18 protein-coding genes, 2 tRNA genes and 1 pseudogene are annotated in these 24364 nt (G+C 67.7%); 8 read left to right on the plus strand and 13 right to left on the minus strand.

Annotated elements, in window-relative coordinates:
* Positions 1-3 precede the first annotated feature (3 nt).
* The 6 genes from X946_RS01225 to rnr all read right to left on the minus strand — a co-directional run bounded on the left by X946_RS01225 (position 4) and on the right by rnr (position 7619).
* Entirely contained in the window at positions 4-987 is a 984-nt protein-coding gene (locus tag X946_RS01225) for a Gfo/Idh/MocA family protein (RefSeq protein WP_038743192.1), read from the minus strand.
* Positions 988-1089: 102 nt separating this feature from the next.
* The gene (locus tag X946_RS01230; RefSeq protein ID WP_038743194.1) at positions 1090-1803 is read right to left on the minus strand and encodes a FadR/GntR family transcriptional regulator; all 714 of its coding nucleotides are present in this window, start codon (positions 1801-1803) and stop codon (positions 1090-1092) included.
* Positions 1804-2143: 340 nt separating this feature from the next.
* Positions 2144-2839, minus strand: coding sequence for a ribose-5-phosphate isomerase RpiA (gene rpiA, locus X946_RS01235; protein WP_038743339.1), 696 nt, complete (start codon positions 2837-2839; stop codon positions 2144-2146).
* A 213-nt stretch (positions 2840-3052) separates the two neighbouring features.
* Positions 3053-3955: an N-acetylmuramoyl-L-alanine amidase gene (locus X946_RS01240; RefSeq protein WP_038743195.1), complete on the minus strand. Its 903-nt coding sequence runs from the start codon at positions 3953-3955 to the stop codon at positions 3053-3055.
* Between the two features lie 349 nt (positions 3956-4304).
* Positions 4305-5048: a 23S rRNA (guanosine(2251)-2'-O)-methyltransferase RlmB gene (gene rlmB / locus X946_RS01245; protein WP_038743197.1), complete on the minus strand. Its 744-nt coding sequence runs from the start codon at positions 5046-5048 to the stop codon at positions 4305-4307.
* A gap of 135 nt (positions 5049-5183) precedes the next feature.
* Positions 5184-7619: a ribonuclease R gene (gene rnr, locus X946_RS01250; RefSeq protein WP_038743341.1), complete on the minus strand. Its 2436-nt coding sequence runs from the start codon at positions 7617-7619 to the stop codon at positions 5184-5186.
* Between the two features lie 226 nt (positions 7620-7845).
* On the opposite strand from rnr, the gene X946_RS01255 reads away from it, so the two are divergent.
* The 3 genes and pseudogenes from X946_RS01255 to X946_RS01265 all read left to right on the plus strand — a co-directional run.
* Positions 7846-7930: transfer RNA gene (locus X946_RS01255), tRNA-Leu, on the plus strand.
* 157 nt (positions 7931-8087) lie between these two features.
* A tRNA-Leu gene (locus X946_RS01260) sits at positions 8088-8174 on the plus strand.
* Positions 8175-8715: 541 nt separating this feature from the next.
* Positions 8716-9758, plus strand: a pseudogene (locus tag X946_RS01265) (PA domain protein); the annotation flags it as partial.
* A gap of 202 nt (positions 9759-9960) precedes the next feature.
* Here X946_RS01265 and X946_RS01270 read toward each other — a convergent pair.
* The 3 genes from X946_RS01270 to X946_RS01280 all read right to left on the minus strand — a co-directional run bounded on the left by X946_RS01270 (position 9961) and on the right by X946_RS01280 (position 13050).
* A complete protein-coding gene (locus tag X946_RS01270) occupies positions 9961-11673 on the minus strand; it encodes a SulP family inorganic anion transporter (protein ID WP_038743199.1) in 1713 nt (570 codons plus the stop codon).
* Between the two features lie 46 nt (positions 11674-11719).
* On the minus strand, positions 11720-12346 hold the full coding sequence (locus X946_RS01275) for a ParB-like protein (protein WP_038743201.1): 627 nt from the start codon (positions 12344-12346) through the stop codon (positions 11720-11722).
* Positions 12347-12477: 131 nt separating this feature from the next.
* Complete coding sequence (locus tag X946_RS01280) at positions 12478-13050, minus strand: GNAT family N-acetyltransferase (RefSeq protein WP_038743203.1); 573 nt, start codon at positions 13048-13050, stop codon at positions 12478-12480.
* A 340-nt stretch (positions 13051-13390) separates the two neighbouring features.
* On the opposite strand from X946_RS01280, the gene X946_RS01285 reads away from it, so the two are divergent.
* From X946_RS01285 to X946_RS01300, 4 genes are all read left to right on the plus strand, one after another.
* Positions 13391-14617: an MFS transporter gene (locus X946_RS01285; protein WP_038743205.1), complete on the plus strand. Its 1227-nt coding sequence runs from the start codon at positions 13391-13393 to the stop codon at positions 14615-14617.
* Positions 14618-14834: 217 nt separating this feature from the next.
* Positions 14835-15815 (plus strand): TetR/AcrR family transcriptional regulator, encoded by a 981-nt coding sequence (locus tag X946_RS01290; protein ID WP_038743207.1) that lies wholly within the window; start codon positions 14835-14837, stop codon positions 15813-15815.
* 182 nt (positions 15816-15997) lie between these two features.
* A complete protein-coding gene (locus X946_RS01295; RefSeq protein WP_038743208.1) occupies positions 15998-17770 on the plus strand; it encodes an AMP-binding protein in 1773 nt (590 codons plus the stop codon).
* Between the two features lie 56 nt (positions 17771-17826).
* A complete protein-coding gene (locus X946_RS01300; protein WP_038743210.1) occupies positions 17827-18810 on the plus strand; it encodes a DUF1571 domain-containing protein in 984 nt (327 codons plus the stop codon).
* Between the two features lie 130 nt (positions 18811-18940).
* Here the strand turns inward: X946_RS01300 and X946_RS01305 are convergent, their stop codons facing one another.
* Complete coding sequence (locus X946_RS01305) at positions 18941-19210, minus strand: PXPV repeat protein (RefSeq protein ID WP_038743343.1); 270 nt, start codon at positions 19208-19210, stop codon at positions 18941-18943.
* 305 nt (positions 19211-19515) lie between these two features.
* On the opposite strand from X946_RS01305, the gene hfq reads away from it, so the two are divergent.
* Complete coding sequence (gene hfq, locus X946_RS01310) at positions 19516-20184, plus strand: RNA chaperone Hfq (RefSeq protein WP_038743212.1); 669 nt, start codon at positions 19516-19518, stop codon at positions 20182-20184.
* A gap of 158 nt (positions 20185-20342) precedes the next feature.
* On the opposite strand, the gene X946_RS01315 is transcribed toward hfq, so the two are convergent.
* The 3 genes from X946_RS01315 to X946_RS01325 all read right to left on the minus strand — a co-directional run bounded on the left by X946_RS01315 (position 20343) and on the right by X946_RS01325 (position 24364).
* A complete protein-coding gene (locus X946_RS01315) occupies positions 20343-21059 on the minus strand; it encodes a DUF2968 domain-containing protein (RefSeq protein WP_038743214.1) in 717 nt (238 codons plus the stop codon).
* Positions 21060-21147: 88 nt separating this feature from the next.
* Positions 21148-22539 carry a sigma 54-interacting transcriptional regulator gene (locus tag X946_RS01320; RefSeq protein ID WP_038743216.1) on the minus strand — a complete coding sequence of 464 codons (1392 nt, stop codon included), beginning with the start codon at positions 22537-22539 and terminating at the stop codon, positions 21148-21150.
* A gap of 16 nt (positions 22540-22555) precedes the next feature.
* On the minus strand, positions 22556-24364 hold the full coding sequence (locus X946_RS01325) for a TadG family pilus assembly protein (RefSeq protein WP_038743217.1): 1809 nt from the start codon (positions 24362-24364) through the stop codon (positions 22556-22558).

Below are 24364 nucleotides of genomic sequence, written 5' to 3' on the forward strand. Positions count from 1 at the left end.
CCGTCAATCCATCGGATAGCGCACGCCGAGCGCCGCGCGCGCCGCATCCGTCATCGCGATCATCCGCCGCGAATGATCGTGCGTCATCACCGGGCTTTCGAGCTCCCCCGCGCGCAGCAGCTCGCAGAAGTGCGCGATCTCGTAATTGAGGCCGCCGCCGTCGAACGGCTCGTCGAGCTCGACGACGCGGCCGTCCGCATAGCGGATCGTCGCCCGCGCGGGGTTCCACCAGTTTTCGTGAATCGTCACGTAGCCGCCCGCGGCCGCGAGGAGCGCGTCGCCGCGCCCCATCACGTCGAGCCCGCAGAAAAGCTGCGACACGCCACGCTCGTGCCGCGCGTTGACGCTCGCGAACACGTCGACGCCCGTCGCGCCGACGCGACCGAATGCCTGCACGTCGAGCGGCGCGCCCAGCCAGTCGACAGCGAGAAACATTTCGTAGACGCCGATGTCGAGCAGCGCGCCGCCCGCCTGCTCGAAACGGTAGACGGGATGATCGGCCGGCACCGTCGATGACGCGCAGCCCGCACGCACGAGCGCGACGTCGCCGATCGGATCGCGCTCGAGATGCGCGCGCAGCTTTCGGTACAGCGGATAGAACGGCGGCTTCATCGCCTCCATGAACAGGCGCTTCGCGGCGCGCGCGTCGCAGAGCACCGCGTCGAGCTCGCGCGCGTTGACGGTCGCGGGCTTTTCGCAGAGCACTGCCTTGCCGGCCGCGAGCGCCGCGCGCGCGTAATGCGCGTGGCTGTCGTTCAGCGTCGCGATGTAGACGGCGTCGATCTCGGATGCGAAGAGCGCGTCGACGCTCGCGCACGGCGCGCCGCCGTGCGCGTCGCAGAACGCGGCGGCCGCGTCGGCGCGGCGCGCCCACACGTGCGAGAGCACGGCATCGCGCACGTGCGCGATGCTCTGTGCGAACCGGCGCGCGATGCTGCCCGCGCCGACGATGCCGAAACGAATCGGCGTCGGTTGGTAATCGGTCATCGAATCAATTCCGTGTCGCTGAGGATATCCGGCGTCGGACTCGCAGCCCGGCCGGCCGTCATGATAAACGGCCGGCCTCCGGCGTGCGACACGGCGCGGCGCTCAGTTGCGCTCGGGCATCTCGACCGCGAAGTCGCGCATCTCCTCCGCCGTGTAGTCGATCAGCTCGAGCGCGGCCGCTTCCGCCTCGCGCGCATCGCGCCGCTCGATCGCCTCGACGACCCGCCCGTGCGACTTGAGCGCGAGCGCGCGAATATCGTCGCGCTGGCTCATTCGCGGGTTCACGACGCGCAGCGCGCCGCGAATGATCGCCGCCATTTGTTGGAAGAACTGATTGCCGCTCGCATGCACGATGCGCGTATGCAGCAGCTCATCCGCCTCGTCGTATGCCGGCGTCCCCGGCTCGGCCAATTTGAACAGCTCGAATGCCTCCCGAATGCCTGCGATTTCGGCCGCCGTCGCGCGGCTTGCCGCCTGAGCGGTCGCGCGCGGCTCGATCAGCGTCCGGAACTCGATCACGTCGCGCAGGAACTGCCGATCGGGCTTCGCCCGGAAACGCCAGTTCACGACATCTTCGTCGATCATCCTCCAATGGCTCATCGGCCGAACGCGCGTGCCGACCTTCGGGCGCACGTCCAGCATGTCGCGCGCCAGCAACATCGAGAGCGCTTCGCGCATCACGGTGCGACTGACGTCGAACTCCTTCGACAACACGTCCTGCGGCGGCAACACGCCCCCATACTTGTCCTCGACGATTCCCGTGACAAGCCCATCCATCACTTTACTGACCAGTGACCGGTCCTTTCCCTGCTCCATGAGACCTCTCCCCGAACATCACCTGTGTTGGCACAATGCCCTCGCAGTCTCGCCGGCCCTCTGTATCGAAATGACATGACTATCAGCCTTTGTTCTTATGAACGATACGTTGCTGAGTTCGTCGCAATTCCGCTATCTGGTAAACACCTGACAGGGTAATCCCTCTTACTATATCCAGAAAAAAAACAGCCCTAAAAAAATAGGTCCAGCAAGCTTGTTGCAAGCTCGCTGGACCTCGGATCGAAGGCCTGCCGAAAGCGTCGGCAATCTGAATTTATTGAGATTGGATTTAACCGACTTTATTGCTTTCGCACAGCAAATTCATTTTCAAATGATTGAATTAACGCCGCACGTAGCGGAGTGTTTCGACGCCTTGCGCGGTGCCGAGCAGGCACAGATCCGCGCCGCGTTCGGCGAACAGGCCGACCGTCACGACGCCGGGCCAGCCGTTGATCGTCGCTTCGAGCGCGCGCGGATCGTCGATTCGCAGGCCCTTCACGTCGAGAATCTCGTTGCCGTTGTCGGTGAGGTACGGCGCGCCGTCCTGCTTCACGCGCAGCACGGGCACGCCGCCGAGCGCGGCGAGCCGGCGGCCGATCGCGGTGCGCGCCATCGGCACGACCTCGACGGGCAGCGGAAACTGACCGAGCATCGCGACGCGCTTGCTCGCATCGGCGATGCAGACGAACGTTTCGGCGACCGAAGCAACGATCTTCTCGCGCGTGAGCGCGCCGCCGCCGCCCTTGATCATCGCGCCGCTCCCGTCGATCTCGTCCGCGCCGTCGACGTACACCTGCAGCGACTCGATCTCGTTCAGATCGAACACCTTGATGCCATGCGACTTCAGGCGCTCCGTCGTCGCGACCGAGCTCGACACCGCGCCGCGATAGCGATCCTTGACGGCCGCGAGCGCGTCGATGAAGCAGTTGGCGGTCGAGCCCGTGCCGACGCCGATCACCGCGCCTTGCGGCACGTTGTCGGTCACGTATTGGGCGGCGGCCTCGCCGACGAGGCGTTTGAGTTCGTCTTGTGTCATGAGAAGCGTCGAGCAATCGAAGTGCGAAAGACGCAAGTTTACCGGAGACGCTCCGCTCGACGGCTTTTTTCGATGCGATCGCGACGGCGAAGCCACGCGCGGCGCCGACGCCCGCCGTTTCTCAGATTGACAATCGCTCGGCCGCGTTGACGCTCGCCCACGCGGCCGCGTCGAATCGGGCGGCGCGCTCGCGTGGCCGCCCGTCGAACGCGTTCACTGCGCCGCCACCCCGCTCGCCGCGCTTGCGCCGTCCGTCGCCACGTCGCGCTCGGGCGCCGGCTGCGACGACATGTACTTGTCGAGCAGCGCCTGCGCGATCGCGTCGGTTTCCGCATCGGGATTGCCCGCGTAGTCGGTTGGCCGGAAATGCATCTGGAACGCGGCGATCACGCGCCGCGCGCGATCGTCGAGCACGCCGTCCGTCGCGACGTCATAGCCGTAGCGCGCGAGCTTCAGTTGCAGTTCGCGCACGTCGACGAGCGACTTCGGCGGCCGGCCCGCGAGGCGCGCGGCGACGGTCGCGTCGTCGGGCCACGCACCGACGCCCGCTTTCGCAAGCGCGCGCCACGGGAACAGCGGGCCGGGATCGATCTTGCGCTGCGGCGCGATGTCGCTGTGGCCGACGACGCGCGTCGGCGGAATCTGGTAACGGGTGACGATATCCTTCGCAAGCCGAACGATCGCGTCGACCTGCGCGGGCGGATACGGCGCCCACATGCGGCCGTGCGGCGTATCGATCGGGCCGCGATTGACGTTCTCGATGCCGATCGACACGCCGTTCAGCTCGGTCGCGCCCTGCCACGAGCTCACGCCCGCGTGCCACGCGCGCTCGCTTTCCGGCACGAGCTGATAGACGACGGGCAAGCCGCGCTCGGTGCGCGGCGCGTCGGACACGACGTAATGCGAGCTCACGTTTTCCTGCGTGAGCACGCGCAGCGACTGCGCTTCGCCGATCTCGGTGTAGTGCATGACGAGGAAGCGAATGCGCGAATCGACGCTGCGCGCGGGCAGGCTCGTGTCGGCGTAGTAGTCGCCGTGATTGACGAGCGTGGGCGCCGTACAGGCGGCGAGCAGGCTGAGGCTCGCGAGAAGCGCATGGCGCAAAGGGATTTTCATGATGACGGCGCTCGATGAATCTGCGGTCGTCGGGACGATTCGCCCCGACACGAGCGCCCCATTCTAGACGCTTCGTCGATCGTATTCTTGCGCGTTTTGCGCCTGTTTTACGGGAACTGCGCGCGGTGCGGCGATATGACGGCTGCGCGTCACGACGAAAACGGAAGCGTGCGGGCGTCGCGATCGACCCGGCCCGACGCTCGCGCTCCGCGACCGGACTCGCGCTTGCGGCGGCGATACGCGCGAGCGCGCCGCCTCGCATGCCGCCGGCGTTCGCCGTCGCGCGTCACGCACGAAGCGGCGCGCATCGCTCATAGTCGGCGGCGCGCGCACGCGCCGCGCGCTTAGCTTATTTCTTCGCGCCTCGCTGCCGCACGGCTTCGTACAGGCACACGCCGCTCGCGACCGACACGTTCAGGCTCTCGACGCTCCCCGCCATCGGAATGAACATCACTTCGTCGCACGTGTCGCGCGTCAAGCGCCGCATCCCCTCGCCTTCCGCGCCCACCACGAGCGCCACCGGGCCGTCGAGCTTCGTGTCGTAGAGGCTCGCCGTCGCATCGTCCGACGTGCCGATCACCCACACCCCCGCGTCCTTCAGCTCGCGCAGCGCCCGCGCGAGGTTCGTCACCGTGATGTACGGCACCGTATCGGCCGCGCCGCTCGCGACCTTCGCGGCGGTCGCGTTGAGTCCGGCCGCGCGGTCGCGCGGCGCGATGATCGCGTGCGCGCCTGCCGCGTCGGCGACGCGCAGGCATGCGCCCAGGTTGTGCGGATCGGTCACGCCGTCGAGCACGAGCAGAAGCGCCGGCCCCGCGATCCCGTCGAGCAGCTCGGCGAGGTTCTGCGCGAGCGGCAGATCCTCGACGCGCGCGACGACCCCCTGGTGGCGCTCGGTGTGCGCGAGCCCCCAGAGCCGCGTCTCGTCGGCGGCGATGAGACGCACGCCCGCTTCCTTCGCGGTCTGCAGGAAGTCCTGCATCCGGCGGTCGCGGCGCGTCGCATCGTAGAACACCTCCGCGACCGTCGACGCATCGTGCCGCATGCGTGCGGTCACCGCATGAAAACCGTAGAGAACCTTCAGACGTGACATGGCTGGAACAACCTTCGATCAAAACGCGCGGCCGCGCATTGCACGGCCGCATCGAAAATGGAAAGCGCCGCGCGCCCTTCCGGGTGCGCGGCGTCTCGATCAGTCGGCGCCGCCTCTCGCGGGCGGCGCGCTCGATCAGTACTTCTTGCGCGAACGCGCCTTCTTCGCGGCCGGCTTGGACGCGGCGCCCTTCTTGCGCGCCGCCCGCGCCTCATTCGCCGCCGCGCTCGGCGCGCTCGCGGCCTTCTTGCGCCGCGCGGGCCCTTCCGCGGGCGGCAGCGAACGCACGCGCGGCCCGGCGGCTTCGGCAGCCGCCGCCGAAGCCGCCGGCCGCGGCGCCTTGACGGGCGTTTCGCGCACGAGCCGGAAATCGATCTTGCGCGCGTCGAGGTCCACGCGGCTCACCTGCACGCGCACGCGATCGGACAGCCGATAGCGGATGCCCGTGCGCTCGCCGCGCAGCTCGTTCTTCACTTCGTCGTACTGGAAGTAGTCGGCGCCGAGCTCGGTCACGTGCACGAGGCCTTCGATGAAGAGCGCGTCGAGCTGCACGAAGATGCCGAACGACGTGACGCCGTTCACCATCCCGCCGTACTCCTCGCCGAGCTTGTCGCGCATGAAATAGCACTTGAGCCACGCTTCGACGTCGCGCGACGCCTCGTCCGCGCGCCGCTCGTTCGACGAGCAATGAAGCCCGAGCTCTTCCCAGATCGCCGTGTTCGACCGCGCGCGGCCGCGCGCCTCGTCGTCCTCGCGCTGCATCGCGCGGGCCCGCGGCGACAGCGCGGTGTTGAGCTCGACGCCTTCGGGCGACTTCGGTGTGTACTTCTTGCCGGACAGGATCGCGTAGATCGCGCGGTGCGTGAGCAGATCGGGATAGCGGCGGATCGGGCTCGTGAAGTGCGCGTACGCGTCGTACGCGAGGCCGAAGTGGCCGATGTTGTCGGGGCTGTAGACCGCCTGCTGCATCGAGCGTAGCAGCATCGGCTGCAGCATCTGCGCATCGGGCCGATCGCGGATGTGCGCCATCAGCGCCGCATAGTCGCTCGCGTGCGGCGTGTCGCCGCCGCCCAGCGTGAGCCCCATGTCGCGCAGGAACGCGCGCAGGTTCTCGAGCTTCTCGGGCGTCGGGCCCGCATGCACGCGGTAGAGGCCCGGATGCTTGTTGCGCTTGAGGAAATCGGCCGCGCAGACGTTCGCGGCAAGCATGCATTCCTCGATCAGGCGATGCGCGTCGTTGCGCTGGCGCGGCAGGATCTGCTCGATCTTGCCTTGCGCGTTGCAGACGATGTACGTCTCGGTCGTGTCGAAATCGATCGCGCCGCGCTTTTGCCGCGCGGCGAAGAGCGCCTTGTAGACGCCGTACAGGTTCTGCAGGTGCGGCATCAGCTCGGCGCGGCGCGCGGCCTCCGGCCCCTTCGTGTTCGCGAGCACCGCGGCCACTTCGGTATACGTGAGACGCGCGGCCGAGTGGATCACGGCCGGATAGAACTGATACGCCTTGATGTCGCCGCGCGCGTTGATGATCATGTCGCACGCGAGCACGCAGCGGTCGACCTGCGGATTCAGCGAGCACAGCCCGTTCGACAGCTTCTCCGGCAGCATCGGAATCACGCGGCGCGGGAAGTAGACCGACGTGCTGCGCTCGACCGCGTCGCCGTCGAGCGGGCTGCCCGGCTGCACGTAGTACGACACGTCGGCGATCGCGACGATGAGCCGGAAACCTTCGCCACGGCCGACCGCGACGGGCTCGCAGTATACGGCGTCGTCGAAGTCGCGCGCGTCCTCACCGTCGATCGTGACGAGCGGCACGTCGCGCAGATCGACGCGATAGCGCAAATCCGCGGGCCGCACCTTGTCCGGCAGCGCCGCGGCTTCGCCGAGCGCGTGCGCGCCGAATTCGTGCGGCACGCCGTACTTGCGCACCGCGATCTCGATCTCCATGCCGGGATCGTCGATGTCGCCGAGCACCTCGACGACGCGGCCGAGCGGCTGCGAATGGCGGCTCGGAAAATCGGTGAGCTCGACCACGACGACCTGCCCGACCTTCGCCTTCTTCACGTTCTGCGTGACGAGGATGTCGTGGCTGATCCGCTTGTCCTCGGGCGCGACGATGAGCGCGCCGTTCTCGTTCAGCAGACGCCCGATCACGCGCTTGTTCGCACGCTCTGTCACCTCGACGACATGCCCTTCCGGCCGCCCGCGCCGGTCATAGCCGACGATCCGCGCGAGCACGCGGTCGTTGTGCATGACCTTCTGCATCTCGGCGTTCGGCAGGAACAGGTCGTCCTGGCCGTCGTCGCGGATCACGAAGCCGTAGCCGTCGCGATGGCCCTGCACGCGGCCCGCGACGAAGTTGGACGGATGCGTCAACTGATAATGTCCGCGCTTGTCGAGACGGATCTGACCGTCGCGCTCCATCGCGGCGACGCGACGGAAAAATCCTTCGCGCTCCTGACGCTTGATCGACAGCGCTTCAGCGATGTCGTTCGCCGCAAGCGGCGCGTCGCTCGTGCGCAGCACGCCGAGAATCTCTTCGCGGCTCGGAATGGGATACGGATACTTGCTCAAGGGCTTGTCGATGATTTTTCTCGTTGCGTTTGGCTTGCGCGACCGCGGCAAGCGGAGCCGAACGGGCGCGCCGCTCATGCCGCCCCATTCTAACACCCGCCGCCGCACCGAACGGACCGCACGCCGCGTGTTGCGCGGGATGCGCCGCGCCCTGCGCGCACGATGAAAAAGTGTTGACAGGCTCATTCGACCGTCTATAATTGCGGTCTTTGCAGCACACGCACCTGCCCAGGTGGCGGAATTGGTAGACGCACTAGTTTCAGGTACTAGCGGGTAACTCCGTGGAGGTTCGAGTCCTCTCTTGGGCACCAGATTCGAAAAAGCCAGCTTGCGCTGGCTTTTTCTTTTTGTGTGAGGCTGCCCATGTCTCGTGAAAACTGTCTTCAATGAATTTTTGGTCTCTCCCTAAATTTCTGTTGACAGAATTCATAAGACGTCTAAAATAGCGGTCTTGCTCGATGCAGCAGTGCCCAGGTGGCGGAATTGGTAGACGCACTAGGTTCAGGTCCTAGCGGTGGCAACACCGTGGAGGTTCGAGTCCTCTCCTGGGCACCATCTCTTATCGAGCAAAACAACGAACCCCGTAACGCATCGCGTACGGGGTTTTTTGTTTCTCGCACACGCCGCGCCGTTCGATCGCGTCTCGTGTGATGTCGGCGGCATGCATCGCGCATGCGACGCCATCGCGATCGTCGCCGCTTCATCGCCGCGCGTCCGTGTCGCTCCGTCGTTCCGCCCTCTTCGTCCAGCTCTTCGCTCCGCTTTGAACCCGGCCGAGCCGGCCCGTCACGCGACCTCGCTCGGGACAACCAACGAAACGCTTTCACGTCGCCCACACGGCACATCCGATGCGCGCGGCGCTCGCAATGGCACGAACGCATGCTCGCGTTGCCGAGCGCCGCGCACGACGGTCGGCGCAATTCGCAAGCGTGCGCCGATCCGCGTCCGAACGCGCCTGCGCCCGCCGCGGAGCGCGCGCCATGTCGCTTTACCGGTGCATCACATTTGATCTTCGCCGTCCCCATTCGTATAACGATCACGCGCCCGACGCACTTTCAGCACACGAATCCGAGACCCGGCGCGAGCCGGCAAGCCGGGCGCGTTCTTCCGCGAGCGCGCGCTGCGCGTCTTCGATCCGGACAACGCGTTCCCGCCGTCGGCGCCGTACGTGCGCACGAGCTTCATGCTCGGCGCACTCACCGCGATGCTCGACGCGCTGCAGGCGGCGGGCGCGGCCGGCGTCGTGATGATCGCCGACACGTCCGCCGCCGAGACAACCAGGCTCTATGCACCGTACGACGGCCGGCCGCGACGTGCGCCTGGCCTGTTCGTCGATCGCGCGACGGGCGCGAAGCTCGTCGCGCTCGCGAAGCGCGGCGCCACGCTCAGGCTGCCGCTCGACGCTCGCGTCGAGCGCGTGCAAACGCGCAACCTGATCGGCATCATCCCCGGCGCGACTGACGAGCTGACCGTCGTCAACAGCCACACCGACGGCGCGAACGGAATCGAGGACAACGGCCCGAACGCGATCGTCGCGATCGCGCAGTACCTGTACCGCCTGCCCCGCGCGGCGCTGCCGCGCACGATCATGATCATGCTGTCGAGCGGGCACTTCGCGGGCGGGCTCGGCATCGAGGATTTCCTCGCTCGCCACGCGCACGACGGGCTCGTCGCGCGAATCGCGTGCGTCGTCACGATCGAGCATCTGGGCGCGCAGGAATGGCTGCCGAATGCGCGCGGCGCGCTCGCGCCGACCGGCCGCGCGGAGCCGGCGGCGCTCTTCATGCCGCCCGTGCCCGCGCTCGTCGACGCGGCCGACGCGCTGGTGCGCCGCGCGAACGCCGCGCCCGCGCGCGATGCCGCCGCACAATCCGAACGGAGGCGGCAACGCCGACGACGCCGTCTGGCCCGGCGAGGGCCAGTATTTCTGGGGCCGCGGGCGCGTGCCGACGATCAACGTCATCACGGGCCCGACGTATCTCCTCAACTACAAACGGCGTGACGACCGCGGAGAAGATCGACTATGTGCGCCTGCGCCGCGAAATCGCGGCGACGACGCAAACGCTGCTCGATCTGTCACGCGTGCCGTTCTCCGAATTGCGCGCGGTGCGGCCGGGCATGCGCGCGGCCACACTGTGACGCTTGCGCTCGCGCGCCGACGGGCGCCGACGGGCGCCGTAAGCGCGAGGCATGCGAACGGACGAACCGAGCGGCCGCCGGCGCGATGCACAAACGAAGCGGGGCGACACGAAGCGGCACGGAGCGACACGATCGGCCGGCGCGACGATCGCGCCGCGCGCATCGGCGCCATGCACGCGCGGCGGCGGACGCCGCCGACGCATCACGCATGCTGCGGCTCGCCCGCCGCCAGCAGTTGCAGGCTCTCGTCGACGCTCAGCTCGGACAGCGCGCCCGCCCGCAGCGCTCCGTCGGCCGCGCGCTGAAGCACGCGCAGCACGTTCGGCTTCAGGCGCACGAACACGAGGCGCCAGCCGCGCGCGTCGCATTCGGCGGCGAACGTCTTCAGCGCTTCGATCGTCGTGCCGTCGATGTCTGGCGATTCCTCGAGGCTCAGCATCACCGTGTGCACGGGCGGCTGCGCATCGCGCGCGAGATGCCGCACCATGTTCAGCACGCGCTCCGCGTTCGCGAAGAAGAGCTGCGCCTCCGGCCGCACGATCACCACGCCCGGGATCGGCTTCGCATCCTCGTGCATCGACACGTCGACGAAATCGTGGCTCTCCCGCAGCCGTCCAAGCACGCTCACGTTCGGCTCGGACAGTTGCCGCAGCGTCAGCAGCAAGCTCACGCCGATCGCGGCGAGCAGGCCGTGCAGCACGCCGAGCACGATCACGGCCGACAGCGCGGCGATCACGACGATCCGGTCGCGACGCCATGCCCAGTACGGCCGGAACACTTCGGGATGCAGAGAATGGCTGACCGCGAAGATCACGATCGCGGCGAGCACGGGCTCCGGGATGCGCGCGAGCTGCGGCAGCAGCAGCCAGACGATCAGCGCGATCACGGCCGCCGCGAAGAGGCCCGCCATGCGCGTCTGCGCGCCCGCCGCCTCGTTCGCCGACGTCGCCGAATAGCCGGCGCCCACGGGCATTCCGTGCAGCAGCCCGGAGACGAGATTCGCGCAGCCGAGCGCGACGAGATCGCGGTTCGGCGAAATCGCGTCGCCATGCTTGAGCGCGAAGTTGCGAATCGACCCGTACGACTCCGCGTACAGGATCAGCATCAGCGCGAAGCCGAACTCGGCCGTCTGCATCCATGCGGAGCGGCCGAGCACCGGCATCCCGAACGCGAGATTCTGCAGGTCGATCGTGCCGACGACCGCGATCCCGTAGCGATGCCAGTCGATCCAATAGCCGGCCGCGATGCCGAGCACGATGACGACGAGCGTCGCCGGCACGCGCGAGCGCCGCCCGAGCGCGAACAGGATCGCGAGCGCCGTCGCGCCGAGCGCCGCGCTGTGCACGTTGCCGTTCGGAATCCCGAGCAGCAGGTCGAACGTGAAGCGCAGCGTATCGCTGTGGTGGATCGGCACGTCGAGGATCTTCGGCAACTGCTTGATTACGATCGTGAGCGCGAGACCGAACGTGAAGCCGCGCAGCACCGGGCGCGCGATGAAATCCGACATGCCGCCGAGGCGCGCCGCGCCCGCGAGGATGAACAGGATGCCCGTCGTCGCGACGAGCGCGGCCGCTAACAGAAGTTGCGCGGCGACGTTCGGCCCGGCCTCGGAAATCACGGTCGCGGCGAGCACGACGGCCGACGACGACGTCGCCGACACGATCGCGAAACGGCTGCTGCCCGCGATCGCATAGACGACGAGCCCGGCCAGCAGCGCGATGAGCCCCGCCTGCGGCGGCAGGTTCGCGAGCCCCGCGTACGCGACCGCCTCGGGAATCAGCAGGCCCGCGATCGACAGCCCGGCGAGTGCGTCGAGCGCCGTGCGGCGGCCGCGCGGCGCGGGCGGCGCGTCGAGCGCGGCGAAATGCTCGGCCTGCTGAGGCGGCGCGTCGATACGCTTCGTACGAGAGTCCATGCGCGCTCCGTGTTCGTTGTCCGTCGATCGAATGAGGACGCGGCGCTCAGCGCGGCGCCGCGATCACGCCGGACCATCCCGGCAGATAGCGCGCCTCCTGCGTGTGCGCGTGGCCGAGCGCCGCTTCGAGCGCCGTCGCGAAATCCTTGCGGATCTGCGTCAGCGCGATTTTCGGGCGCAGGAAATCGGCCCACAGGAATTCGCTGAACGGCGTCGCGTCCTTCGCGTAGCCGCCCGCCGTGCGCAGTTCGCCCGCCAGGCTGCGGTAAGGATCGTCCTTCAGGCCGACGAGCGACTTCGGCAAGCGGGCGTAGTCATGGCGCACGCCGTTCGTGCCGAACGGATGCACCCACTGGTTGTGCTCCATCATCCGCCAGAAGATCGTTTCGTCGAGCCATGACAGATCCTTCAGCAGCATCGCCCTCACCTCGGTCACGCCCTCTTCGATGAGCGCGAGCCCGAGATGATGATGATCGGTGATGAAGTACTCGCCGCCCGGCCCCAGCACGGCCGGAAACCAGTGCGAATCGATCGCGGCCTTGCGCGCCTTCTTGCCGAGCGATTTCCAGTGCTTGCGCTTCGCCTTCACTTCGCGATACCCGACCGTGATCTGCGTCGGGCGCAGCGCGTCGAGCTTGACGGGGATGAGATGCACGTCGTGGCCGATCGTCATGGTGGGACTCCCGAATAGGATGTCGGCAACGATACATGGGATCGGCGCTCGCGTTAATACCGCATTGCCCCCGAGGCTTGCGCAATGCGTACTGCCGCACGGAGCGCGGCGCGCGCGGCGGCACCCGGGCGTCAGCGGCGGGCCGCGACAGTCGAAAGAGTCGCGAGGTCCGCGCGCTCGAGCCGGTGACGGACGTACGGGATGCCGTCCTGCACGATGCCGACGCGCCGCATCCCGAGCTTGCGCGCGACGTGCAGCGACGCGTCGTTCTGCGCGGCGATGTCCGCGACGATGCGCGGCAGCCTGACCGTCTCGAACGCGTGCCGCACGACGCGCCGCGCGGCTTCGCTCGCGATCCCGCGCCCCCATGCTTCGCGCACGAGGCGCCAGCCGATCTCGACGTCGCGGCCGCCTTCGGCGAAATCGGGAATCAGCAGCGTCCAGCCGACGAAGCGCTCGGGCCGCGCCTTCTCGAAGATCGACCAATAGCCGAGGCCGGGCGGATACGCGCGCGTGATCCGATGCTCGACGAAACGGCGATGCTCGAGCGGATCGCTCCACGGACCGGCGATGTGGCGCGTCACGTCCGGATCGCGATCCATCGCGATGCATGCGTCGAGGTCGGCGAGCATGCGCGGGCGCAGCCACAAGCGATCGGTTTCGAGAACCGGCAGCGCCGGGAGAGCTTGCGAATCCGAATCCATCTGTAAGCACATGAAAGAAAGGGGACGGCGCTACCTTAGCATCGCCCGCCGCATCGCGAAAACCGCGGCGAATCGCGCCGGTTCGCACGCGCAGCCGGGCGATCCCGCGCCGTTCGCTCGACGCGATGCGGCGCGACGCGATGAGCTCGACGTGACGAATGCGGCGCACACATCGGTTACGTCCTGGGCACCAAGGTATTTCATAGGGATAAATCCGGATCGGATCGTTCAGAGCCCTCACGCGCGCGATGAGCGGCGTACACTCGCATTACCGCCTGCGCGCAGCGCCAGCCGGACGGTGCGGGCCACGACGGCGCTTTCCCTCGAGGAGACCGCCGCCATGACCATGAGCTGGACCCGGGAACAACGCAACGTCACGATCGCCGCCTACCTCGGCTGGACGCTCGACGCATTCGATTTCTTCCTGATGGTCTTCGTGCTGAAGGACATCGCCGCCGAATTCAACACGAAGATTCCCGCCGTCGCGTTCGCGATCACGCTGACGCTCGCCGCGCGCCCGATCGGCGCGCTGATCTTCGGCCGCCTCGCCGATCATTTCGGCCGCCGGCCGACGCTGATGATCAACATCGCATGCTATTCGCTGCTCGAGCTCGCGTCCGGCTTCGCGCCGAGCCTGGCCGCGCTGCTCGTGCTGCGCACGCTGTTCGGCGTCGCCATGGGCGGCGAATGGGGCGTCGGCTCCGCGCTGACGATGGAAACGATCCCGACGCGCGCGCGCGGCGCCGTGTCGGGCCTGCTGCAGGCGGGCTACCCGAGCGGCTATCTGCTCGCGTCGATCGTCTTCGGCCTCTTCTACCAGTACATCGGCTGGCGCGGCATGTTCATGATCGGCGTGCTGCCCGCGCTGCTCGTGCTGTACGTGCGCGCGAAAGTGCCCGAGTCGCCCGCGTGGAAGCAGATGGAAAAGCGCGCGCGCCCGAGCCTCGTCGAGACGCTCAAGCAGAACTGGAAGCTGTCGATTTACGCAGTCGTGCTGATGACCGCGTTCAACTTCTTCTCGCACGGCACGCAGGATCTCTATCCGACATTCCTGCGCGAACAGCATCACTTCGATCCGCACACGGTGTCGGGGATCACGATCGTGCTGAACATCGGCGCGATCGTCGGCGGGCTCACGTTCGGCTGGCTGTCGGAGCGCATCGGCCGCCGCCGCGCGATCTTCATCGCAACGATGATCTCGCTGCCCGTGCTGCCGCTTTGGGCGTTCTCGACCGGCGTGCTCGCGCTCGCCGCCGGTGCGTTCCTGATGCAGATCTCGGTGCAGGGCGCATGGGGCGTGATCCCCGTGCATCTGAACGAGATTTCGCCCGACGAGATTCGCGCGACCTTCCCCGGCTTCGTGTATCAGCTCGGCAATCTGCTCGCGTCGGGCAACGCGACGATGCAGGCGCAACTCGCGGTCAATCACGGCAACGACTACAGCATGGCGCTCGCGACGGTCGCGGGCATCGTCGCCGTCGTCATCTGCGTTTTAATTGTGTTCAGCCGCGAGCGACGCGGGATCGACATGACGCAGGCGGCCGCGATGAGCCCGACGACGGGATAGCGCCCGCACGCGGCGGCGCACCATTGCGCAAGCGCGCGCCGTACTGCGCGCGGCGCGTGATTCATGCTGCATTGCACTGAACGCTCTAGAGGAATTTGTCCATAAAGAACGCTTGCCGCCGCCCCGCACCGCTTTTTATCTTAATGAAAACAGCTGTTTCAATTACAGATTTGAATCGCTTGTTCGCGTACCGGGAAACCGGCAAGGGAGGCGGAACATGGCAGTTCGACAGGCCAGCCGGCAATCCGGCGGGACGAAGGCGCGCATCCTCGATGCGGCCGAAGATCTTTTCATCGAGCATGGCTTCGAAGCGATGTCGATGCGGCAAATCACATCGCGCGCAGCGGTGAATCTTGCCGCGGTCAACTATCACTTCGGTAGCAAGGAAGCGCTCATCCACGCGATGTTGTCGCGGCGCCTCGATCAGCTGAACGAGGAGCGCCTGCGCATCCTCGATCGGTTCGACGCGCAACTCGGCCCGCACGTCACGTGCGAGCACGTGCTGGGCGCGATGTTCATTCCGGCGCTGCAGGCGTCGCGCGATCCGCAACGCGGCGGCCGCGCATTCCTCAGACTCATCGGCCGCGCGTACACCGATCCGTCGGCGTTCGTGCGCAATTTCCTGACCGCGCACTACGCGAGCGTCGCTGGCCGCTTCTTCGACGCGTTCCAGCGCGCGCTGCCGAACCTGCCGCGCGCGGAGCTCGGCTGGCGGCTGCACTACGCGATCGGCGCGCTGTCCGGCGCGCTCGCGGGCGCGGAGACCGAAAGCCTCATCGACGAATTCACGCAAGGCCGCTCGATGAACGACGTGCAGATGATCGCGCGGCTGTCGTCGCTGATCGTCGCCGCGCTGAAGGCGCCGATGCCCGACACGGCGCAGCTCACGATCTTCGCGTCGGTGCTCGACGGCGCTGCGGCGTCGGCCGATGCGACGCATCCGGCCGAGCCGGCGGCGGCGGCAGGCGCGGCAGCCGCCGCCGTTGCCGCCATCGCGCCGTCCGCGCCCGCCGCCGCACCGGAGATCGCGCCGGCCGCCGTTTCGGCGCCCGCGCCGAACCCCGCGCCGCCGACGTCGGCCGCTGCGACACCCGCCGCGCCGATGCCGACCGCCGCTGCGGCTGCCGCCGCACCGTGCATTGAACCGATCGCGGCCGAGCCCATGGTCGCGGCCGCGCACGAAACCCACGCGACCTGATCGAGGTCCAACGCTGCGAGCATCGGCCGCGTGGCACGCGGCCGAGCGCGGCGGCGCCGGGCGCGTCGCGATCCGACGCCCCGCCCGATCGCCCACCCCGGCTGCGCGGCGCACCGCGCACCGCGCCTTCGACGCCCGCGCGTCGGCCCATCATAACGATTCAGCGATTCAGGAGACAAGCGATGACCGCCCCCGTTGCGCCCGCCCGCGCCCACACGCAAGCACCGAACACCGACGGCATCTGGCATGCGTCGTACCCGAAAGGCGTGCCGCACGACATCGACGTCACGCAGTACGAATCGCTTGCCCAGTACTTCGACGAATGCACGACGCGCTACGCCGAGCGCGTCGCGTTCATCAGCGCGGGCGCGCGGCTCACCTACGCGGCGCTCGCGCACAAGGCGGCCGCGTTCGCGTCGTACCTGCAGAGCCTCGGCGTGAAGCCCGGCGACCGCGTCGCGATCATGCTGCCGAACACGTTCCAGTATCCGGTCACGCTGTTCGGCGCGCTGAAGGCGGGCGCGATCGTCGTGAACGTCAACCCGCTCTACACGGTGCGCGAGCTCGCGCATCAGCTGAAGGACTGCGGCGCGCAGACGATCGTCGTGTTCGAGAATTTCGCGAAGACGCTCGAGGACGCGCTGCCCGAAACGCAGATCAAGCACGTCGTCGTGACCGCGCTCGGCGATCTGCTCGCCGACGGCCTCAATCCGAAAGGCCGGCTGATCAACTTCGTGCTCAAGCACGTGAAGAAGCTCGTGCCGCCGTACCGGCTGCCGCAGGCCGTGCGCCTGCGCGCGGCGCTCGCCGCCGGCGCGCGCAAGGCGCCGGCGCCCGTCGCGCTCAAGCGCGACGACCTCGCGTTCCTGCAGTACACGGGCGGCACCACGGGCGTGGCGAAAGGCGCGATGCTCACGCACGGCAACCTGATCGCGAACCTGCTGCAGGCGAAGGCGTGGATCGAGGATCAACTGACGGGCGACGTCGAAACGGTGCTCACGCCACTGCCGCTCTATCACATCTATTCGCTGACGGTGAACGCGTTCATCTTCCTCGGCCTCGGCGGTCGCAACATCCTGATCGCGAATCCGCGCGACACGAAGATGATGATGAAGATCCTGCGCCACGAAACCTTCACGGGCATCACCGGCATCAACACGCTCTACAACGCGTTCCTCGACAACGAGGAATTCCGCAAGCGCGACTTCTCGAAGCTCAAGCTCGCGATGGCGGGCGGAATGGCGATGCAGCGCGCGGTCGCCGAGCGCTTCGAGCAGGTGACGGGCTGCCCGATCGTCGAAGGCTACGGGCTCACCGAGTGCTCGCCGATCGTCACGATGAACCCGTACGACGTGAACGAGAAGCGCGCGTTCAGCGGCTCGATCGGGCTGCCCGCGCCGTCGACGATCGTGCGCTTTCGCAAGGAGGACGGCGCGTGGGCGAACGTCGGCGAATCGGGCGAGCTATGCGTGCACGGCCCGCAGGTGATGCGCGGCTACTGGCAGCGCCCCGACGAAACCGCGAAGGTGATCGACGCCGACGGCTGGCTCGCGACGGGCGACATCGGCGTGATGGACGAACGCGGCTTCATCCGCCTCATCGATCGCAAGAAGGACATGATTCTCGTGTCGGGCTTCAACGTCTATCCGAACGAGATCGAGGACGTGCTCGTGTCGCATCCGGGCATCCGCGAGGCGGCGGCGATCGGCATTCCCGATCCCGTGCACGGCGAGCGCATCAAGGTGTTCGTCGTGCCGCGCGACGCGTCGCTGACGGTCGAGGACGTGCTCGCGCACTGCCGCAAGAACCTGACGGGCTACAAGATGCCGAAGGCGGTCGAATTCCGCGACGCGCTGCCGCAGACCAATGTCGGCAAGATCCTGCGCCGCGCGCTGCGCGACGAGGAACTCGCGAAGCTCGCGAAAGCGCCGGCGAATCCGTCGGCGCAGCATTGATTCGGCCAACCGAGGCACGGCCACACGAATTTTCGAACGCGTTCTGGGAGGAATGCATGTCACACGCGTCACCGCAACACCCATCTTCGTCGCAGCGAACGCGATTCGCGCGGCGCCGGCTCGTCGCCGCTTCGGCCGCGAGCGCACTCGCGCTTACGCTCGCGCTCGGGTTCGCCGGCGGCGCCGCGCACGCGCAGTCAAGCGCAGGCGCCGACGCGCACGCCGCCGTCGAATCCGGCGCGCCCGACGCCGCGCTTGCGCCCGAGCTCGCGAAGGTCGCGAAGCTCCCCGTCGACCAGCAGGCGCGCTGGCTGCGCACGGCCGCGCGCGAAGGCGCGCTCGAAAAGCTCGACGACGCAATGCTCACCGCGCTCTTCAAGTCGCTCGATCCGCAGACGGTGCCCGAGTACGTCGCCGCGGGCCCGATCGGCTACTCGTCGTACGAATTCACGATGCTGCGCCAGGAGCGCCTCAGCGGCAAATGGTCCGATACGCCCGATCACATGCTCGTCAAGGTGACGCGCGGGCCGCTGCGCGTGTACGCGAAGTGGCTGCCGGACAGCGCGCACTCGGGCCAGGAAGTGATCTACGACTCGACGAAGCGCGCCGACGAGATGTACGGCCACCTGGGCGGCCTGCTCGGCAAGGTGCCGATGTGGACGGCGCTCGACGGCGCCCTCTCGCGCGCGCAGTCGAACCACCAGGTGCGCGATCTCGGCACCGAGTTCGTCGCGAACCTGTATTTGAGCGAGGCGAAGAAGTACCGCGAAGCGGGCGTGCTGAAGCCGACGCACGTCGAGGCGAAAACGATCAAGGGCGTGCGCGTCGTCGCGCTCACCTACGAGACGCCCGGCGGCCGGCCGCAGTTCTACGCGAAGAAGGAAACGCTCGGGCTCGATCTGCGGCAGCCGTATTTCCGCACCGTCGAGTCGTACGACAACGACGGGCGCGTGTTCGAGAAGGTCGTGTTCGAGAGGATCACGCCGAAGTCGTTCGACGAAACGGCGTTCGATCCGAAGAATCCCGAGTACAAGTTCTGAGCCGTCATCGTTTCGTCACGAATCGCCAAGACGGGCACCCATGAAAAACGCCGCGCGGCCTTGGCGGCCCGCGCGGCGCTTCGCTGCGTCGGCACGGCGACCGGCCTGCCCGGCCGGGCCGCCCGCAGGGTCAATCGTCATCGTCGTGATGGCGGTGCCACTTGCGCCAGTGCTTGCGCTCGTGCTTCCAGTAGTCTTCGTCATCGTCGCCGCGCCACCCGTACGCCGGATATCCGACGACGGCGGGCTGCGGCGCGACGTAGACGGGCTGCGGCGCCACGTACACGGGCGCGACCGGCACGCCGACTCCGATCGACAGATCGACGCCGCCCGCCGTCGCGGCACCCGATGCGGCGAGCGCCGCGACGCCCAGCATCATGCTCGTCAGTAACTTTTTCATGTTCGTCACCTCGTTTCGCCGGCTCTGCCGGCTTCATGCATGGACTGTAGCCGCCCCGTCCGCCGCCAGGTGAAACGGCCTTGCGAGAGCTGTAACGCGACGTAACGGAAGTGCGCGCAAACACGCACTGGCCGATCGGACGGATCGCGCAAATCGCCCGGACCGTCTATAGTGGGTAACGGTTAGACACAAACGCTCGCGCGCGCATCGGGTTCGAACAGGGTAAAATCCCGCCAAACGCTGTGTAAGTTCGCATGCGGCGAAACGCATAACTCTTAATTGATGCCGGCACCTGCCGCTTTTTAATGGCCAATCCTGCAGAATCCCATCCGCAAAACGACTTCATCAATGCCGCGCGCAAGGAACGCAAGCGCGTCGAAATTTATCTCGTCAACGGCATTCGCCTGACGGGATGCATCGAGTCGTTCGACCAGTATCTGGTGATGCTGCGCACGCCCGTCGGCCTGCAAGGCATCTATAAACGCGCCATTTCGACGATTCAGCTCGATACGGGCGGCTCCCGTCCGGGCGGCCCGCGCGGCCCGCGTCCGGGCGGCGGCCATGGCGGCGGTCGCCCCGGCGGGCGCGAAGGCGGCGGCCACGGTCCGTACGGCTCACACGGCGGCTCCCGCGAGCCGCGCGGCGAAGGCGGCGGTTACGGCGCACGCGAATCCCGCGGCGACGGCGGCGGCTACGGCTCCCGCGATTCCCGTGGCGACGGCGGTTACGGTGCGCGTGAGCGCGGCGACGGCGGCTACGGCGCACGCGAACGCAGCGACGGCGGCTACGGCTCCCGTGAACCCCGCGACGGCTACGGCTCCCGCGAGCCGCGCGAACCCCGCGAATCGTACGGCGCGCCGCGCGAGCCGCAAGATGGCGTGTCGACGCCGTCCGGCGCACAGGAGCGCAACGGCAACGGCCCCGTGATCGTCACGCGCCGCCGCCGCTCGCTCGGGCCGACGGACGGTCAATAAGCCGACTCCGTCCAAACAAAAAGGGCAAGCCGTTCATCGCGGCTTGCCCTTTTTTCGTCAAGCGTCGCTTCACATCGAGCGTCGCGAGCTCGCGCCGCCGCGAAAGCCGGCGCTTGCGCGAAGCGAAGCCGTCCGGCTCCGCCCCGCTCCATTTGCGATCAACGCGCCTTCGGCAATCCAGCGTCGGCCTGCCGTTGCAGCGAGCGCACTTGCTGTTGCAGCTTGCGCAATTGATCTTGCCGCTCGTTGCGCTGATCGCGCAGCGCAACCGTCTCGTCAAGCTTGTCCTTCTGCCGGCTCGCGACGGCCGCCCGCTGCTCGCGCGCGATGTTCAGATCGGCCTGCAACCGGTTCGCCCGCTCCTGCGCGGCGGCGATCTGCCGGTCGGCCTGCGCCTTCTGCGACTCGAGCTTCGCGGCCTGCAGCTCGTTGACCGCGAGAGTCTCCGACTGCTTCGCGAAATCGCGGTAGACCGCCTCCGCACGCGCGTCGCTCGCCGTCTTGATCACGCGCCAGAACGCCTTTTGCTGAAACAGCGCGACGAAGTACGTGCCTTCGTCGACGTTGAGCAGCAGGCTCGCGCCGTAGCTGCCGTTGTACGTCGTGCGCATCTCGGTCAGTTCGCGCGCCTGGATTTGCCGTTGCAGCTCGTCGATCGTGCTCGCCCCGTTCGCGTCGGCGCTCGCGGCCGCCGTTGCGCCGGGCGCCGACAGATTGACGACGGCGCTCGCCGAGACGGCCGCCGCCGGCACCGGCGCGGCGGACGCGGTCAACGCCGGCGATGCCTGCAACGCCCCGCCGGCGCTACCCAATGCCTGCGCATGCGCGCCGCTGAGGCCGCCCGCCGCCGCGATCGCGACGAAGACGCGCCCCATTCCCCGTATGTGGCTCATTATGTTTTTCCTGCTTCGATGTGTTGTCGTTATTCGAATGCATGTTGGTCGGCTGCGTCGCAGCCCTGCTTCATTCGCTTTCCCTGGCTTCGGGCTCCTCGTCGAAAATCTGATATTTGCGCATCTTTTCCCACAGCACCTTGCGGCTGATCCCGAGATGCTGCGCGGTATCCTGCCGACGCCAACCATTCGCGTCAAGCGCGGCGATCACGCGGCTGCGCTCGGCCATGTCCCACTTGCTGCGATCGACGAACACGTCGGGCGCGCTCTCGGCCGGCACCGGCTGCGCGGCGCTGCGCGCCTGCGCGACGAGCCGTTGCAGCCGCGCCGTGTCCCAGCCGCCCGTCTGCCTCACCGTCACGCCGACGCGCTCGGCCAGGTTGCGCAGCTCGCGCACGTTGCCCGGAAAATACGAATCGGCGACCGCTTCGGCGAGCCAATATGGCAGCTCCGGCAGTGCGGCGAGGCGCTCCTCGCCGACGACCGACGCGACGAACGACTTGAACAGCGCGATCTTGTCGACGGGGCCGCGCTCCTCGAGCGACGGAATGCTGAGCTCGATCACCGCGAGCCGGTAGTATAGGTCCGCCCGGAACAAGCCGTCCTTGACGAGCTGCGGCAGCTTCTTGTTGCTCGCCGCGACGAGCCGGAAATCCACCTTGACGGGCGCCGTCGCGCCGATGCGCAGCACCGCGCCGTCCTCGAGCACGCGCAGCAGCTTGACCTGCTGGTAGAGCGGCAGATCGCCGACTTCGTCGAGAAAGAGCGTGCCGCCCGCCGCCTGCTCGAAGTAGCCCTTGTGCGTGCCCACCGCGCCCGTAAACGAGCCCTTGGCGTGCCCGAAGAACAGCGATTCGAACAGGCCGTCCGGAATCGCGCCGCAGTTCACGGGCACGAACTCGCCCATGCAGTAGCGCGAGTGCTTCTCGTGCAGCAACTGCGCGATCCGCTCCTTGCCGACGCCCGTCTCGCCGTGCAGCAGCACGTTCGTGTCGCAATCGGCGAACGTGTCGACTTCCTGCAGCAGTGCCTGCATGCACTCCGAATGCGCGACGAGCGTACTCGGCTCGAGCGTCTTCGCCGCGTGCGCGCGCAGTTGCACCGCGAGCTTCGAGATCATGCCGCGCAGCTCCGCGCACGTGAAATCGAGCGGCAGGATATGCGAATACTCGGGCGGGTACAGCGACGTATCGTGATCGCGCGCGGCGCCGACCCAGACGACCGGCATGCCGATGTCCGCCTGCCAGCTGCGCAGGAACGCCGCTCCGGCCTCGATCATCGTGACGCTGATGATCGCGAGCGACGGGCGCATCGCGGTCCGCTCGGGCGAGACGACCTCGTTGTCGGCGCGGATCACCTCGACTTCGAAGCTCGACATGCAGCGCGCGACCCGGTCGACGATGTCGGCCTTGCCCTCCCAGACGTACAGGTCGAGTCCTTCGATTGCGTTCGTGTTTCTCATCGTTATCGTGACTTCTTCAATAAACCGTTTGCGCGGTGCCGCAGGTCAGCGCCAGGTTGTGGACCGTCGCCGCCCCGACCTGCACGCCCAGCAGGTTCAGGAGCGGGACGACGACTTGGTCGAGCGAATTCAGCATGGGGCCGAGCTGGCTCAGCAGCAGCGACACCACGGGATTGAGCATGCTGCCGACCGCAACCGGTTGGCCGAACACGTAGAGCGTCAGGCCGTTCGGCCCCGTCAGCGACTGCGCGGCGCCCGACAGCGCGTTCGAGAGCACCGAGCCCACCGCGTTCGAATTCGTCGTCTGATAGTCGTCGGCGTCGCCCGTCACGCCGTTGAACGTGAGCGTCGCCGCATTGGACTGCGGCACCACCACGGGCAACGCGAGCGCCGATTTGATCTGCAGCAGCGGCGCGTTCAGCACGCCGAGCGTCGCGAGCGTCGCGGGCACGTTGCAGGCGAACGTCTGCTGCGCGGGAAGATTCGTCGGCACGTCGCCGATGCACAGGTTCGCAAGGCCCGGCTGCACGGTGATCGTCGCGCTGCTCGACGCGGCAGTCGCCGCGCAGTTCGTCGATTGCAGCCATGCCGAGCCCGTCGCGACCTGCAACGTGAGCGGCAGATTCAAATTGACCTGAATGAGGCCTTCAACGAGGCTCACGAGCACCGCAACCGGAAACAGCACGCCGGTCGGCAACAAACCCGCCGTGCCTAGACCCACGTTCAGATACAGCCGAATCTGCGCATTGTTCGCCTGCGTGCGCCACGCGCCCGTCTTCGGGTCCGTTCCCGCCTCGCCGATCGCGATCGTCGGCGGCTCGATGACCTGCAACATCAGCGTCGCGCCCTGCCCCGCGAGCTGCAGCCCCGTCGCGACGTTCACCGCCGGCTGGCCCGCCGCCGCGATTTCCGCCGAAACCATCAGCGCGTCGAACACGTTGATCTTCGCGTCGGCCGCCGCCTGCGTGTCGGACAGGCCGAGCGCGAACACGCCCGGCCCGCCAGACTGGCTGCCGATGCTGAATTTCCCGCCGCCGAGATTCGCCGCGACGATCGCCTGCAACGCGGCGACGCTCGCCTGCAGGTTCGCGTTCACGACCTGCGTGCGCGACAGCGCGGTCAGCATCAGCTGCGCGAACTGCCCCGCCGTCACCTGCGTCGACAGCAGCTCGTTGACGGTCAGCACGTTCGCGGCCGCCATCAGGTCGCCCACCTTGATCTGCGTCGACGCGAGCGCCTGATACGACAGCACGCTCAAGCCCAGATTCGCGCCGAGCAACGCGTTCAGCACGTTGTTCACGAGGCCGCCTTGCAGGCTCGCGAGCGTCGTGCCGACGGTGAACTGGTCGATGTTGGTCGCCTTCGCGGTGGATATCGCGCTCACCGTGCGCGACGGGCCGAGGAAGAAGTACGGCACGCTCTGCGTCGCCGTCACCTGCACCGCGTTCAGCGGCGTCGACGCCGTATTGAAGTAGCTCGGCCCCGCGTTGCTCTGCGTGTCCCAGCGCCCGCACGCGACCGCGAGCGTGTTGCCGCTCTTCGCCGGATCGAAGCCGTTCGAGCTCGCGTTCGCCGCGGCGGCGGCGTTCGGCCGCGCGCACAGGTTGTCCATCTTCTGCGCGGCGGCGAGCGCGGCCATGTCGGCGACCCGCTGCAAGTCGCGGCGCACGAAGAACGCGTTGCCGATGTCGATCGCACCGAGCGCCGCGATCGCGACGAGCATCCAGACCGCCGCGACGACGGCGAACGCGCCGCGTTCGCGCGCGATCGACCGACGCCCGCGAGCGAACGATCGGCGTTCGGCGAAACGGCGAGCTAACGGCAT

It is taken from the genome of Burkholderia sp. ABCPW 111, from assembly GCF_000773065.1.
GTDB classification, from domain to species: Bacteria; Pseudomonadota; Gammaproteobacteria; order Burkholderiales; family Burkholderiaceae; genus Burkholderia; species Burkholderia savannae.